The sequence below is a fragment of the Bifidobacterium sp. ESL0827 genome (genome assembly GCF_052606685.1).
In genome coordinates, this window is sequence record NZ_CP199597.1 from 1,530,011 (window position 1) to 1,545,648 (window position 15,638).

9 protein-coding genes are annotated in these 15,638 nt (G+C 59.9%); 1 reads left to right on the top strand and 8 read right to left on the bottom strand.

Annotated features, from left to right (window positions below; all coding sequences use genetic code 11):
* Positions 1-104 precede the first annotated feature (104 nt).
* Entirely contained in the window at positions 105-566 is a 462-nt protein-coding gene (locus tag ACUIAI_RS06190; protein WP_045935704.1) for an Hsp20/alpha crystallin family protein, read from the bottom strand.
* 385 nt (positions 567-951) lie between these two features.
* Between ACUIAI_RS06190 and gdhA the strand changes: the two genes are divergently transcribed.
* The gene (gene gdhA / locus ACUIAI_RS06195; RefSeq protein ID WP_445341876.1) at positions 952-2,298 is read left to right on the top strand and encodes an NADP-specific glutamate dehydrogenase; all 1,347 of its coding nucleotides are present in this window, start codon (positions 952-954) and stop codon (positions 2,296-2,298) included.
* A gap of 88 nt (positions 2,299-2,386) precedes the next feature.
* On the opposite strand, the gene ACUIAI_RS06200 is transcribed toward gdhA, so the two are convergent.
* The 7 genes from ACUIAI_RS06200 to rplO form a co-directional block, all read right to left on the bottom strand.
* A complete protein-coding gene (locus ACUIAI_RS06200) occupies positions 2,387-5,065 on the bottom strand; it encodes a glycoside hydrolase family 2 TIM barrel-domain containing protein (protein WP_445341877.1) in 2,679 nt (892 codons plus the stop codon).
* Complete coding sequence (locus ACUIAI_RS06205; RefSeq protein ID WP_445341878.1) at positions 5,062-8,427, bottom strand: DUF5107 domain-containing protein; 3,366 nt, start codon at positions 8,425-8,427, stop codon at positions 5,062-5,064. Before ACUIAI_RS06205 ends, ACUIAI_RS06200 begins: the two co-directional genes overlap by 4 nt.
* A 284-nt stretch (positions 8,428-8,711) precedes the next feature.
* On the bottom strand, positions 8,712-10,724 hold the full coding sequence (locus ACUIAI_RS06210; protein WP_445341879.1) for an ABC transporter ATP-binding protein: 2,013 nt from the start codon (positions 10,722-10,724) through the stop codon (positions 8,712-8,714).
* Positions 10,717-12,522, bottom strand: coding sequence for an ABC transporter ATP-binding protein (locus ACUIAI_RS06215; RefSeq protein ID WP_445341880.1), 1,806 nt, complete (start codon positions 12,520-12,522; stop codon positions 10,717-10,719). Before ACUIAI_RS06215 ends, ACUIAI_RS06210 begins: the two co-directional genes overlap by 8 nt.
* A 313-nt stretch (positions 12,523-12,835) precedes the next feature.
* A complete protein-coding gene (locus tag ACUIAI_RS06220) occupies positions 12,836-13,408 on the bottom strand; it encodes an adenylate kinase (protein ID WP_445341881.1) in 573 nt (190 codons plus the stop codon).
* A 251-nt stretch (positions 13,409-13,659) separates the two neighbouring features.
* A complete protein-coding gene (secY, locus tag ACUIAI_RS06225) occupies positions 13,660-14,988 on the bottom strand; it encodes a preprotein translocase subunit SecY (protein WP_046323301.1) in 1,329 nt (442 codons plus the stop codon).
* Positions 14,989-15,173: 185 nt separating this feature from the next.
* Complete coding sequence (rplO, locus tag ACUIAI_RS06230) at positions 15,174-15,638, bottom strand: 50S ribosomal protein L15 (RefSeq protein WP_445341882.1); 465 nt, start codon at positions 15,636-15,638, stop codon at positions 15,174-15,176.

The following is a 15,638-nucleotide window of genomic DNA, read 5'->3' on the forward strand; positions in this document are numbered from 1 at the left end:
AAAATTGGGCAATAGCGTGTTGACACGACAAAAGGGCCGTCTTAACGGCTGTCGTTCAATCAGTATAGCAGTCGTTCAGACGGTCCGATAAGGGCCCGAATCCCTCAGTCCTCAATGGCGATGTTCTGCGTGTTGTCAGCCGGCTCGATGCTGGTCTTGGGCAGGGTCACCTCGAGGGTGCCATTGGCGTAGTGAGCATGGATGTCCTCCTGGCGTACCTTGTCGCCCACATAGAAGCTGCGGGAGCAGGACCCTGTGTAACGCTCGCGCCGAATCCAACGGCCCTGATCGTCCTTGTCGCCCTGGTCGCTGTTCTTCTGCGCGGATACAATCAGGTAGCCGTCCTCAAGACGCAGGCCGATGTCCTTCTTGTCGAAGCCAGGCATGTCGATGGAGAGCTGGTACTGCCCGTCCTTCTCACGCACATCCGTGTTCATCAAGGGGCTGTTCAGCGCGTTCTTGGCGCCCTGACCCTGCCGACGCCCGTCACGCCAGTTGTTGAAGAAGGGATCATCGAAGAAGTCGCCGAAGATCGAATTGTTCATCAATGCGGGAAACATAGCCATAATCGCATCTCCTGATTCTGTAAGTCAATAGTTTTCGCAGACCGGAACCCCAGGCGGACATCCTGACCTGTCCTCCCGGGCTCCCTGCCCTTCACTTTGTCCAAACCGCGGGCTGGGGGTTCCATGCCCGATGTTCACTCAAGGAATAAAAAGTTGAGTCATAGAGACTCAACTTTCGCTAGCAGCCTTGATTGCTCATCCTTGTTCTCTCATTCTTCGGGCCTTGAACGACCACATGTCAGACATTACGGGCCAAAATTCTTGTGACGTAACTTTGAGGCATTTACCATGGGATAAGATTCCGCCAGCCCCCGTAGGCTCTTGAGGGCGGACCCAATCGTATGTGGACCGGACGGACCGGCCATTCCTAGTCAAAGGAGCTCAGATGCTCACCAACGAATACATCAAGCGCGTCTACCAGCAGGTTGAGAAGCGCGACGGCGACCAGCCGGAATTCCTGCAGGCTGTGCGTGAAGTCTTCTCCAGCCTGGAGCCCGTGGTGGAGCGGCATCCCGAGTATGAGGCCAACGGCGTGCTGGAGCGCCTGGTCGAGCCTGAGCGTGCAGTCAAGTTCCGTGTGGCCTGGACCGACGATCAGGGCCATGTTCAGGTCAACCGCGGTTACCGGATCCAATTCAATTCGGCAATCGGCCCCTACAAGGGCGGCCTGCGCTTCCACCCGACCGTGACCGAGTCGGTCATCAAGTTCCTGGGCTTCGAGCAGATCCTGAAGAATTCGCTGACCGGACTGCCCATGGGCGGTGCCAAGGGCGGATCCGACTTCGACCCCAAGGGCCGCTCGGATGCCGAGGTCATGCGCTTCTGCCAGGCTTTCATGACTGAGTTACAGCGCCACATCGGGCAGTTCACCGACGTGCCCGCCGGCGACATCAACGTGGGATCCCGCGAGATCGGCTACCTGTTCGGTCAGTACAAGAGAATGCGCGACGAGTACTCGGGCGTGCTGACCGGCAAGGACCTGACCTTCGGCGGCTCCCTGGCCAGGACCGAGGCTACGGGATACGGCCTGTGCTACTACACCCAGGAAGCCCTGCAGACGCTGCGCAAGGATTCCTTCCAGGGCAAGACCGTCGTCATCTCCGGTTCGGGCAACGTGGCCATCTTCGCCACCGAAAAGGCCCAGCAGTTGGGCGCCAAGGTGGTGACGGCATCCGACTCCAACGGATACGTCTACGATCTCAACGGGATTGACCTCGACGTCGTCAAGGACATCAAGCTGGGTCACCGCGGCCGAATTCGCGAGTATGCGGACCGCGTGGACTCCGCTGAGTACCACGAGGGCTGCAAGGGCGTTTGGACTGTGCCCTGCGACATCGCCCTGCCCTGCGCCACGCAGAACGAAATCGACGGGGAATCCGCAAAGACCCTGATGGCCAACGGATGCACCGTGGTCTGCGAGGGCGCCAACATGCCATCCACCCCGGAAGCCATCCAGGTCTATCAGGATAACAAGGTGCTCTACGGGCCTGCCAAGGCCGCCAATGCCGGCGGCGTGGCAGTCTCCGGTCTGGAGATGAGCCAGAACTCGCTGCGCCTGCAGTGGACCTTCGACGAGGTGGATCAGCGGCTCAAGGACATTATGACTGGAATCTTCCAAAAGTCCTACCAGGCTTCCAAGGAATATGGTCATGAGGGCGACCTGATGCTGGGCGCCAATGTGGCCGGCTTCACCAAGGTGGCCGATGCCATGGTGGCCCAGGGCATCCTCTGAGATAGGCTCTAGATAGCGCAATAAGGGGTTCGACCCGCTGAAATTGCAGGTCGGACCCCTCTTATTGTGCTTTAGCGGACAGCAGGACTTAGGCGACCAGCTGGTCGATGACCTCGGGATCAATCCTCTGACGCGGGTTGAAGTCCTTGGAGCTCAGATACCGATAGATGCTGGTCTGAAGGGCCCGAGCCTCCGGATATTCAGTCAGATTCTGCAGGCCCATGGAGGAGAGCAGAAGCCGGCCCTTACCGCAGCGGCATTCCAGCAGCTGTGTCATGGGTCGCAGGTAAGCATAGCTGTCCATCTCAGTGATGATGGATTGGTAGCGATCAGGCAGGATGATGGCCCGCTGGGTGGCCATGGGCCACCACTGCCAGTCAGTATGCCAGCCGGTCGGAAAATCGGCAAAAATAGGGTGGTCGGCCTGAATGAACTGCCCCATGGTGCCGCTCTGGTCCTTGAATGTCCCCACTGACCAGAAGTCCGTGGAGAAATGGGCCTGAACGGATCTGGGCAGGGACTGGGCCGTGGAGTCAGGACTCAGATAGACTGTGCCCCCCTGATCCAGAACCCGACGCGCCTGCCGGTCGAACCTCCTGGCCTCGTACAGACCGTCCTGCCGGTCAGGCTGGCTGTCCTGGTAGACCCAGACCGGATAGACGTTGGTCACACCGTCGAGCTCCAGACTCAGACGGCAGCGTTGGTTGCCTCCAACTCCGTCCAGAGGCAGTTCGAAGGCCCCCAGTTCGGTCAGCTTGCCCACCGGACATGTGACCTGACGGAAGACACGCTCCTGATCAACCCCCCGGCCCTGCAACCGCAGCCGCAGATCACCCTGCAGCGTACGTCGGCCGTAGTTGGCCACCTTGACCGCCCCTGAGAGCTTCTCCCGGCTGGTATAGGCGTAGCGGTCCATGACCGCCAGCGGCAACTGGTCGGTGAAGAAGGACCGGAAGCGTTCAGGGCGGGCGAAGGGAAAGCGCTTGGGGTGCAGATGGGCGTCCATCATGCCCACCAGAGCCGTGCCCTGTCCGGGGAAGTCCTGAAGACCCAGCAGCGAAAGCCCAGACATGGAGGGCGTTCGCAGGACGGACTCCACCTCCTCCCGGTAGCAGATCCGCGACAGTTCGCCTGTAGCAGCCACCCAATCCAGCCAGGTGTGCCGGTCCAGGCCAGATTCACGGACCCTGTCACGAATCATTGCATAGTTGTCGGGACGGGTGACCCCGGTGAACTCCTCGATCTCCCGGAAGTCCGGCAGCACCTCATACTGGCCGACCTCGAAGCCGTAGACCGGCACCTTGCACTCTTTGCGTACTGCCTGCATGGAATCCTCGAAATTGTGGGCAGTGCCTGGATGCACCGCATTGGTGGACCCACGCATGTCGGCGAAGCAGCAGCGCAGGTCATGGCCCTTGTAGGACTCTGAGGTGTAGACCTCATTGCAGTTGTCACTGCCCAGCTGACCATAGTGGGGGTTGGAGGAATTGGCATAGAGCCGGGTGTCGTCAATGCTCCGGGCATCCTCGACCAGCTGAGCCATGCGCTGGTGGCCGGTCACATCCGCAGACAGCTCATTGCCCAGGGTGAGCATGACAAAGGAGGGGTGGTTGGCCAGGAAGAGCAGCGTCTGCTCCAGTTCGGTGCGATAGTAGCGGTAACTTTCATCCTCCTGGAAGGCGTGTTGGTGGTCCCAGTGGGAGAGCTCGGGCTGCATCATCATCCCCATCCGGTCCGCCGCGATGAAGGCTGCTTCGGGCGGGCAGTGTGAATGGAAGCGGACCACATTTACTCCGTATGACCGGTAGGCCTCCAGAATATGGATCCAGGAGCCCACGTCCATGGGCGGGAAGCCGGTCTGCGGAAATTCAGCGCAATTGGCCTCGCCCCGCAGGAAGAAGGCCCTGCCGTTCAGAGCCAGTCTCCCCTGCTCATCAGCTGCGAAGTCGCGGATGCCGAAGTCCGTACTTACCCGCGAGAGCACCCTGGATCCGTCCGGCGGCAGGAGCTCGATTGCCATGCCATGCAGACAGCCCTGGTATTCATCCCAACGATCCGCATGGACATCAAGCGGCAGATCGGGCCAGGTCAGTGTTCGCCGCCCAGATTCCAGGTCTACAGCGACCTCCAGAGGCTGGGCCAGCGCATCGGAAGAGACCCGCAAGCGACCATGGAATCCTTGTCCCGAATCCACATCAGCTTCTACCGTCAGCGCATCGCCATGGGGATAGGCACGAACGCTATCTACAAAGGTGTCCTCCTCCACACGCAGGCTAATGTTTCCCAGAAGCCCGTTCCAGTTGGTCTGGGTATGGTCAGTGGCGGTCGAGGAATCCACGATGGCGTCATGAGGCATACCCTGGTAGGCGTTATCGGAATCCACTTGCAGCAGGTCATCGCCCGTTAGCAGTCCAGTCAGCTCGAAGACATGCGGCGTGTTCAAGGTCTGAGGACGATAGGGCTCAGCCAGGCGTTCGCCGACCCTGACCTCCAGGCGGCGAGCGCGCTCCACCTCGAAGAAGACCCTCTGCCCCGGCTGTGGGGACCATCGAATCTGTCGGGACAGCCTGACCGTCCCCTCGAAGGTGTGCCGCCTGGTCAGCCGAGAGCCGATGGGGCCAGTCTTGCCGCTGCCATAGTCAGCAGACAGCTCCTGATCACCATGGCCGAGTCCGTTAGTGTCCAACGTGCCTGGCAACAGGACGGTTCCCTGCAGCTCAGATGGGGACTGAACCTGCCAGGCTCCAGCCAATGCAACCTTGATCATGCCATTCTCCCGGTAAGAATTGCCCTGTGGTCCAATTCATCAGTAAACAGCCCGGCCTTAATATGGCCGGCATCCAGTTCCAGCACCTGTTTCAGGCACTCCCGAGCCTGGTCGATCTGCCCTATGCCGATGCGTGCCAGGGCCATCAGGTAGAGACAGTGGACCCGGTTCATACGGGTATAGTCCGCATCAAAGGTCAGGAAGTCAGGCAGAGAGACCGCGAAGTAGTCCTTCTCCACATGGTCGTCCAAATGCTGCTCGCCAAAGTCCAGCAGCCGGTAGTAGCAGGCGTTGGCCGGACCCTGCTCACCAAGAGCCTGGTGGGCCAGTCCCTGAAAGAGGACCATCTCAGCAGGCTGGTCGTTGTAGTAGAGCGACTCCCCCACCTGCCCGGAGCCCAGGCAGGCCAGACGGAACTCCTGATCCGCAGCTTCCTCGCCACCTGCGGCTCGTCTGACCAGCCCCAGGTAGTAGTGAAGATCGTTGTCCTTCTGGCCTTCCAGTTTGCCTTCGCCCAAGTTCTCCGGATACGTCATGGCTCGCTCCAGCAGATCAGCAGCGCGATCCCAGTCCTTGGCCGCCATGGCGTCCTTGGCCATCAGTTTCAGGGAGATTCTGTATTGGGCGGTGATCTTGCCTTCGCCGCCCTCCCAGGGATGGAAGTGCCGGCCGCTCATCAGCCGATAGGCCCGTTCGTAGCCGCCAGTCTGATTGAGCAGACTCAGGTATTCGATGTACAGATCGTCCCTGCGGGCCACAACCTCCGGATGCTGCTCGAATTCTTTCAGTCGCCGGGCAAAGCTCCAGCCCATCAGCCTGTGGAGCTGATCCCGCTCCAGAAAGACCCGGGCATCTTCGGGATCCAACCGGCAGGCGGTTTCGATTTCCTGATCGGCGGCCTGCCAATCGTGTCTCTTGTTACCATAGGCGATGGCCAGGTTGCGGTGGACGGTGGCGAAGTCGGGGTCCAGTTGCCGGGAGTGCTCCCAGAGCTTGATGGCCCGGTCAGTCAGAGACTTGTCGTAGTAGAGGCAGCCCAGATAATAGGCTGCCTTGGGACCGTCGACCAGGGTCATGGCCGTGCGCAGGGGGGCGATATCATCCAGGGAATTGGGGAAGCAGTAGTCCGAAGGCGCGGCCTCAGCGGCTTGGAAGGCCTGAAGGGCCTGGTCCTTCCGACCCAGCAAGTGCAGATACCAGCCTTGATAATACCGGACCATGGGCTGCTGCCGATCGGCCTGGCCCAGCAGCTGCAGCGCCTCCTCATAGGCGCCGAATGCCGCATAGTCTCGTGCCGTCCGCAGCAGGTTGAGGTAATCCCCGCGCATCAGGCTGGACAGCTCATCCGGATCACCGCCTGCCAAGACCCGCTCGTAGCCGGATACGAAGTCGAACCGATCCAGGGCAAGATTCTTGCGGACCACTTGGTCCGCCTGATCCTGCCTGCCCAGCCGACGCAGCAGATAGGCCTTGAGCCCACGAGCCCTTATGTTGTCGGTGTTGCGGGTCAGGGCACGCTGGACGAAGTCCAGAGCCTGCTCCAGCTGGCCGCGACATGCCGTGATGCAGGCCAGGCAGAAGAAGGCCCGTTCCTTTTGGGCATCATCCCAGGTGGCCTTGTAGAAGGCGTCGTAGGCCTGGTCCATTCGTCCCTGATAGCTCAAGGCGAGGCCCAAATTGTAATGGGCCTCGGAATCATAGGGCTGGCTGTTACGCCAGGTCAATCGCCTGATGGCCGTGCGGAAGTGCCGCTCGGCTCCAGCGAAGTCGCCGCGTCGAAGCAGGAGTCGGCCGTAGGCGTTGTTGATGCGGGCATCGCCCGGGTCGCGCTTGAGCCCCTCCAGGTAGTAGGGATCAGGCCGGTAGGTGGCGTGGCGGTACTGTTCCAGGTGCAGACCGGTCAGCAGCAGTTCCTCGTTGGTGGCGATACGCTCCGGCCGATCGGCGGCCTGTGCCGGCTCGGGAATCTTTCCGCCGGCGGGCGGCTGTGGACGATAGCTGACCAGGAGCCGTCCTTGAGCGTCCTCCACTCGGGCTGTCAGTGCAGTGGTCGGACGATCGCCTGTCTCGAATTCGGCCCTGACCTGATTGTCGGGGCCGAGGGTGCCCTGCCACTGGTAGAGGATGGATCCGTCATCTGCAGCGACCTGGACGCGCGCATCCTTTTGAACCCGTGTGGCGTAGACGGTGACTCGCCCCTGCCCGGCCTTCAGCCCCTGGGCCTCGATTCCCTCATGCTCTCCGGCAGCTCCGAAGGTCTGCTCGGGGCCGACCTCCAGGTTCAGGGCCGCATCCACGCTGGCGTTCTTGACCAGCCCTACCTGCTTGTAGGGCATGAAGTACTGGGTGAAGGTCTTGCCCTCGTAGGGCTTGAGCCAGGTGAAGTCCGGTTGGTTGTCGGTGAAGACCCCGGTCATCAGCTCCACGTAGGGGCCGTCGGCATCGGTCAGATTGCGATCCCAAGCGTGGCCGAAGTCCCCGCAGCCCCAGGTCCACTGCTTCTTGCCCGGGGAGATGTGATGGTCAGCCACATGCAGAATGCCCGCTTGCCGGGAGAAATCGTAGCCGCCGACGAAGTCATAGTCCGAATGGGCAGCCATATAGGAAGTGGGCACCGGCACGTTCTTGTAGCGGCTGATATCCACTCCCTGGGAATAGTCGTGCTTGTAGTAGGTTCCCGTGGCGATGGGATAACGGGAGACGTCGCGCTTGCCGTGGTCCATGACCGCAGTGACATCTGGTGGCATGACGGTCCTGGTGTGCTCGTTGACCGCCACGGCCGGGTTGGCCCACCAGAGGAAGGACTGTGGCAAAGGCGTGCCGTTGTAGAGCCGGGCCGAGATTTCGATGACGCTGACCCCGGGATGCAAGGCGATGGTGGTGGTGACCTGGGTGCCGTATATGCGGTCGGTATCATGGCAGACCACCGCCTTGCCACCGTCCGGTAGGTCCTTGAGCGTGCAGTCCACTGGAAGGAAGGTGCTGGGCCGGTGGTGCTGCGGCCAGTTGAACTCGATGCCGCCGGAAATCCAAGGGCCGGTCAGGCCCACTAGGGCAGGTTTGATGACCCGGTTGCGGTAGACGAAGTCATAGTCGTTGGTCTTGTCCCGGGCATACTGGATGCGTCCGCCCAGCTCAGGCAGGACGGTCACCTCCAGGTATTCGTTCTCCAGAATGACCGCCTTGTAGTCCTGATCCTTGCATTCATCCGAGATGGTCTCGATGACCGGGTAGGGATAGACCCGACCCGAAGAACCCTGGTAGACTCGATTTTCAATAAATTGCGGATTCTTGTCCGGTTTTCCGATTCCGTAGGTTGGAATCGTCAGCTCTGTGACTTTCACTGTGACGCCCATGGTCATCAGCCCCTTGTCTGCTCAGCAAAACTGTATATATTTGCTCTCAGTCTATAGTCGGAATCGGCCCTCAGAACTGCATAAATTGTTTGAAAATATTAAAAAATTGCTACTGAGTCCTATGACTGACAGGCACTTGTTCAGCTCGGGGCGACAGCTAAGAATGGACGGAGGCATACACATGAAAGGGGGTCGGCCCATCAAGGACCGACCCCCTAGGCTGGCATTCGCTTAGCGCCGGGTCATACCTTTCGGCGCCTTCCTTTGACCTTCGGCAATCCCGGAAAACCCTACTCCAGTTCCAGGGCTCCGGTGTAGAGCTGGTAGTACTCGCCATGTTTGGCTATCAGCTCATCGTGATTGCCGCGCTCGATGATTCGCCCGTGGTCCAGGACCATGATCACATCGGAGTTGCGAACCGTGGAGAGCCTATGGGCGATGACGAAGACCGTCCTGCCGCGCATCAGTGCGTCCATGCCCTGCTGGACCACCTCCTCGGTTCGGGTGTCGATTGAGGAAGTGGCTTCGTCCAGAATCATGGCCGGAGGATCCGCCACCGCCGCCCTGGCAATGGAAATCAGCTGGCGCTGACCCTGGGACAATCCGCTTCCATCACCTTCAAGAACGGTCTGGTAACCCTGGGGAAGCATGCGGATGAAGCTGTCGGCGTTGGTCATCCTGGCAGCTTCGATGCACTCCTGGTCCGTGGCGTCCAGGCGCCCATAGCGGATGTTGTCCAGGACGGTGCCGGTGAAGAGGTTGACGTCCTGAAGGACGATACCCAGGGAGCGGCGGAGGTCAGGCTTGCGGATGTTCCTCACATCGATCCCGTCATAGAGGATCTGCCCCTGCTGGATGTCGTAGAAGCGGTTGATCAGGTTGGTGATCGTGGTCTTGCCGGCACCAGTGGCACCGACCAGCGCCACCTTCTGCCCGGGCTTGGCGAACCAGGTGATGTCGTGCAGGACAGGCTTGCTCGGGTCATAGCCGAAACTGACGTCGGTGAATCGCACATCCCCTTGGAGGAGGGTGTATCGCCCATCAGGAGAGGTGATTGCCTGATCCTTGGCCTTCAGGGCCACATCTCGGGCATCGCCGGGAAGCTTCATGGCGGCCTCCAGCGAGCGCCTGCCATCGTCATCGGCCTCACGCTTCCAAGCCCAGTGCCCTGTTTCGTGGTCGACGGGGGTCATGGTCTGGCCGTCCGAGGCCAGTTCGACGCTGACCAATCTGACCGTACCCTGGTCTGATTCAACAGGCTGGTCCATCAGGTCGAAGATTCGGGAAGCGCCCGCCAGGGCCATCATGACCATGTTGAACTGCATGGAGACTTGGCCGATGGGGTTGATGAAAGAGCGGGAGAGGGTCAGGAGGGAGACGATGGTTCCCAGGGTCAGCGGCCCTGCCCCGGTCAGTCCTACGTTGCCCATGCCCGCAATGCCGGCCAGCCCGCCGACGATGGCCAGGATGACATAGAGCAGGTAGCCCATGTTGCCCACGACCGGCATGGTGACGTTGCCGTAGGTGTTGGCCTGGGCCGAGGCCTGGAAGAGATCCTCATTCCGTGCCTCGAAGACCTTGGCGGTGGCATCCTCGTGGTTGAAGACCTTGATGACCTTCTGCCCGTTGACGGCCTCTTCAACGAAGGCGTTCACCTGGCCCAGATAGCGCTGCTGATGAACGAAGTAACGGCCGCTTCGGGTGACCAGAACCCGGACCACCACAATCAGAACCGCTGCGAAGACCAGGGTCAGGACGGTGAATGGAATCGAGAGCCAGAGCATGGAGATCAGGGCTGCCAGGGCGGACAGCACCGAGGAGACCATCTGCGGGAAGGACTGGGAGATGGCCTGGCGGAGGGTATCCGTGTCGTTGGTGTAGCGGCTCATGGTGTCGCCGTGCTCATGGGTGTCGAAGAAGCCGATGGGCAGCTCCTGCTGGTGGGCGAACATCTGGTCGCGAATGGTCTTCAATGTGCCCTGTTCCACCTTGACAATCAGCCAGTTCCAGAACCAGGAGCAGAAGGTCCCCACTGCATAGAGGCAGCCCATCAGGATCAGAGTCCGCATCAGCGGTCCCCAGTCAGGGTTGGCGGCCCCGACCAGCGGCAGGATGTAGTGGTCGATCAGTGGCTGAAGGAAGAAGGCCGATGCGGCTTGGGCCCCGGCGCTGATGATGATGCAGACCACAATCACCGCCAGCTGCCAGCGATAGGCCAATAAGTAGCTCAGGATACGACGGGTCGTCCCCGGCGCGGCCTTGTCCAAGCGAGGCTTGCGGTCCTTGAATGATCCGTCACTCATGGTCCTTGTCCTCCTCGCTCTGGTTCCTGGTCTGTGATTCGTAGATGGATCGATACTCCTGACATGTTCGCAGGAGCTCCTGGTGGGTGCCCTTGTCGAGGATTTTGCCCTCCTCCAGGACCACAATTATGTCGGCGTCCTCCACAGAGGCCAGACGCTGGGAGATGATGATCTTGGTGGTGTCGGGAATCTCCTGGCTGAAGGCCCGGCGGATCAGCTGGTCGGTCTTGGTGTCCACGGCGCTGGTTGAATCATCCAGAATCAGGATGTCAGGTTTCTTCAGAAGGGCCCGTGCTATGCACAGACGCTGTCGCTGGCCGCCAGAGAGGTTGGTGCCGCCCTCGTCCAGGTAGGTCTGATAGCCATCGGGAAACTCCCGCACAAAACCGTCAGCCTGGGCCAAAGTGCAGGCGCGCACCAGCTCTTCGTCCGAAGCATCAGGATTGCCCCAGCGCAGGTTCTCGGCGATGGTCCCGGTGAATAGGACATTCTTCTGAAGCACCATGGCCACCTGGTCGCGCAGGACGGTCAGGTCATACTGGCGCACATCCACCCCGCCCACCTGGAGGGACCCCTCGGTCACGTCGTAGAGACGGGGTATGAGCTGGACCAGACTGGACTTGGAGGAGCCGGTCCCGCCCACGATGCCCAGGGTCGAGCCCGAGGGAACGTCCAGATTGATATGGCTCAGAACGGGACGTTCGGACCGATCCGAGTAGCGGAAGGTCACATCCTGGATGCTGATGGAACCATCGGCAACTTTCATAACCGGCTTGGCGGGATCGTGCACGGTGCTGACCTCGTCCAGCACCTGGCAAATGCGCTCCGCCGAGGCCTGGGAGATGACGACCATGACCACGATCATGGAGACCATGTTCATGGCCATCATGATCTGGATGGCATAGGTGACCAAGGCAGTCAGATCGCCCGTGGTCAGCCCCAGGGCTGCATTGTTTCCGGATGCCACGATCTGGGAGGCGCCCATCCAGGATATGACCAGCAGAGAGGCGTAGATACAGAAGTTCAACAGCGCCGGGTTCAGGCTCATGATTCTCTCGGCCTTGCAGAAAGCCCGGTAGATGGCCAAAGAAATGCCGTTGAATTTGCGCTCCTCGTAGTCCTCCCGGTTGTAGGACTTGACCACTCTGATGCCCTGAAGGTTCTCGTCCACCACGTTGTTGAGGTGGTCGTAGGTGTGGAAGACCCGCTCGAAGATGGGGTGCACCAGCAGGGACAGACCGATCAGCCCGAAGCCCAGGATGGGGATGGCGATCAGGAAGACCAGGGATATGGGCCTGGAGATCTTATAAGAAAAGAGCCAGGCGACGATGACCATGATCGGCGCCCTGACCCCGACCCTGATGACCATCTGATAGGCGTTCTGCAAATTGGTCACATCAGTGGTCAATCTTGTGATGATGGAACCGGTGGAGAAGCGGTCGATGTTGGTGAAGCTGAAGGACTGCACCTTGGCGAAGAGATCGCTGCGGACATTCTTGGCCAGGCCGGAAGAGGCGATGGCCGCATACCGCCCGGACATGAACCCGGAGAACAGTGAGACGGCCGAGCAGGCCAGCAATATCAACCCGAATTTGAAGATGGCCGGCATTGACCTCCCCGAGACTCCTTGGTCGATCAGGGAGGCCATGATGGTCGGAATCACAATTTCAAGGACGCTCTCCAGAAAGACAAAGGCTGGAGCTAGAAAACTGGCCTTTCGGTATTCGCGCAGTGAGCGCAGAATGGTTCGGATGGTGTGCTTCGGACGCGCTGGTTCCTGTTTATCCGATCTGACCACGGATGCCGTAGACCCCTTCAAGTGGACCTCTTCTGTTTCTATTGATTTCTCTATCTTTTACGGCCAATCACCGACATGCAATACCCCCCGGAAGAGGGTCTGAATGCACCTAGGCTACCATCCTCTCCGCCAGAGTTGGGCGGACGCGCGGGGATTTCCGCCCTCCACAAAAAGAAGCTGTCAAGCCCCCTGGGGTCATGCAGCTTCTATGCTTGGGTTAGTCTTAGCAGCGAGCTGTGCCAGTATGTTCTGAACAAGGCCTTCTTACGGTTGATTCAGCTGGCGACAACCCTTTCGCCTGACAGGCTTTGAATTAGCGCTTGTCCAGCTGCGCGATAATCTCCCTGGATATCTGCTCGACCGCTCCCTGACCGTCCACTGCGACCAGAAGGCCACGGGACTTATAGGTGTTCAGCAGGGGTGCGGTCTCCTTGGCATAGATATCCAGACGCTTGGCGATGGCCTCGGGGGTATCGTCTGCTCGCCCCTCTTCCTTGGCCCGCTTGGCGATGCGTTGCATGAGCACGTCATGGTCAGCGTCCAAGGCCACCACAGCCGTCAGCGGAGTGTCAAGCTCTTTGAGCATCTTGTCCAGTGCCTCGACCTGGGAAGCTGAACGGGGGTAGCCGTCCAGAATCCAGCCCTGGGCGGCGTCGTCCATGCCAAGACGGTCCTTGACGATCTTATTGGTCAGCTCGTCTGGAACCAGCTCACCCTTGTCGGTGTAGGCCTTGGCCTGCTTGCCCAGCTCAGTTCCGTTCTTCAGGTTGTATCGGAAAATGTCGCCGGTGGAGATGGCCGGAATCCCGTAATGCTTGCTGAGCAAGGCCGCTTGCGTGCCCTTGCCAACACCTTGAGGTCCCATGATCAACAGTCGCTGTGCCATTCCCGATCCTTCGCTCGATGCTCGATTTCTATGTTCTTGGCTCTCCGGTCCCAGACGGTTCTAGCTGTCTTAGCCCCGGAGAATCCACAATTATGTATGCTAGCGGCTACCTGACCCAACACAGGTTCGACTCACTGAACCCATGCAAACGCCCTTCCCGATATAGCAGGGTCCGGCCCTATGCCACCAAGGGCCAAGGTCGGACCTTCATTTGCTTGAGTCTGACACCACCTGCTGGTGTTTGGTTAGGGTCAGCCCTCCTTGTGTTCGCCCTCCAGTAGGAAGCCTGTGTACTGGAACTGCTCGGTCTGAGCCCTGGCCTGACGCAGGGTGTCCAAACCGACGCCGGCGATAATTAGGATGGTTGTGCCGCCGAAGGGCAACTTGGAGTTGATCTTCAGCAACATGATCAGCACCGTGGGTATCAGCGCCACGAACAGCAGATAGATGGCGCCGACTGTATTCAGCCGATTCATCACGTATGACAGGTACCGGCTTGTGGCGCGTCCGGCCCTGATGCCGGGGATGAAACCGCCGTACTCCTTCATGTTGTCGGCCGTCTCATCGGGGTTGAAGGTGATGGAGGTGTAGAAGAAGCAGAAGAAGACGATCATGACCGAGTAGAGCACGATGTACCACACCGAGGTGGTGTTGGCCATGTTGGCATCGATCCACTTGACCCAGCTCTGTTCGGGCTTGCCAAACTGGGCGATGAGGGTGGGAATAGCCAGAATGGATGAGGCGAAGATGGGGGGAATCACGCCCGACATATTGATCTTGAGTGGCAGATAGGTTGAGGATCCGCCGTACATCTTGCGGCCGATCATCCGGCGGGTGTACTGGACGGGTATGCGGCGCTGAGCCAGCTCAACATAGTCCACCAGTATCAGAATGACCACCAAGACAGTCACAACGATGCCGAACTTGACCCAGTCGCCGTTCTTGCCGTTGGTACCCCAGCCGATGTTCCAGAGCTGAGGCAGGAAGCCAGAGCAGATGGAGATGAAGATCAGGACGGACATGCCGTTGCCAATGCCCTTGTCAGTAATCAGCTCGGCCATCCACATGATCAGGCCTGTGCCGCCGGTCATGATCAGGACCATGACTACCAGGTTCCAGACCGAACTGTCAGGGATGACCTGCTGCTGGCATGCCCCGTTGAAGAGCGCGCCGTTGCGGGCAGTGACCAGAATAGTCGTGGACTGCAGCACCGCCAGGCCGATGGTCAGGTACCTGGTGTACTCAGTCAGCTTGGCCTCGCCGGACTGACCTTCCTTGTGCAGAGCTTCAAAGCGTGGAATGACCACACGCAGCAACTGCACCACGATGGATGCGGTGATGTAGGGCATGATGCCTAGTGCGAAGATGGACAGCTGTAACAGAGCCCCGCCCGAGAACAGGTTGACCAGGCCGATGAAGTCCTCATTGCCGGCTGTGGTGATGCACTTCTGCACGGCAGGATAATCCACACCTGGGGTAGGTATGAACGACCCGATGCGATAGATGATGATGATGCCAAGAACAAAGAGGATTTTCTTCCTCAACTCCTTGGTCTTGAAGGCCTGGATTAACGTCCTCACCTAAGTTCCCTCCCTACGCGCCCACGCGTTGGTCCCGGTGCATCGCACCTTATTGCTCCGACCAGCTTAACCGATGGCTCCGTCAAATCCCGACGGCAACCTGGCCGGAAACGAATTCCGGCCCTCGCCCGCTTGGAGCGGGGAGGGCCGGAATCATCTGCCTTGCGGTCTGTCCCCTATGAGTGTCAGCCCTCAGAGACGGACCCGCCTGCGGCTTCTATCTTGCTTTTGGCCGAGGCCGAGGCCTTTACGCCCTTGAGGGTGAAAGCAGCCTTGACATCGCCATCACCCAAGACCTTGACGGGGTGGCCCTTGCGGACCGCTCCCTTGTTGACCAGATCCTCGACAGTGACCTCGCCGCCGTTGGGGAAGAGCCCTTCCAGAGCACCCAGGTTGACCACCTGGTACTCCTTCTTGAAGGGGCTCCTGAACCCGCGCAGTTTTGGCAGGCGCATGTATAGGGGCAGCTGGCCGCCTTCGAATCCCGGACGGACCTGGTAGCGTGCCTTGGTGCCCTTGGTGCCACGACCGGAGGTCTTGCCCTTGGACCCCTCGCCACGACCCACACGGATGCGGTCGCGCTTGGCACCCGGAGCAGGACGCAGGTCATGCATCTGCAGGATGGTGGGCTCTTGCTTCTCGCTGGCCAT

Bases quoted from the DNA above. Each gene is read 5' to 3' on its own strand.
- ACUIAI_RS06200 (WP_445341877.1), bottom strand. From the start codon at position 5,065: ATGATCAAGGTTGCATTGGCTGGAGCCTGGCAGGTTCAGTCCCCATCT.
- gdhA (WP_445341876.1), top strand. From the start codon at position 952: ATGCTCACCAACGAATACATCAAGCGCGTCTACCAGCAGGTTGAGAAG.
- ACUIAI_RS06205 (WP_445341878.1), bottom strand. From the start codon at position 8,427: ATGACCATGGGCGTCACAGTGAAAGTCACAGAGCTGACGATTCCAACC.
- ACUIAI_RS06190 (WP_045935704.1), bottom strand. From the start codon at position 566: ATGGCTATGTTTCCCGCATTGATGAACAATTCGATCTTCGGCGACTTC.
- rplO (WP_445341882.1), bottom strand. From the start codon at position 15,638: ATGGCCAGCGAGAAGCAAGAGCCCACCATCCTGCAGATGCATGACCTG.
- ACUIAI_RS06220 (WP_445341881.1), bottom strand. From the start codon at position 13,408: ATGGCACAGCGACTGTTGATCATGGGACCTCAAGGTGTTGGCAAGGGC.
- ACUIAI_RS06210 (WP_445341879.1), bottom strand. From the start codon at position 10,724: ATGAGTGACGGATCATTCAAGGACCGCAAGCCTCGCTTGGACAAGGCC.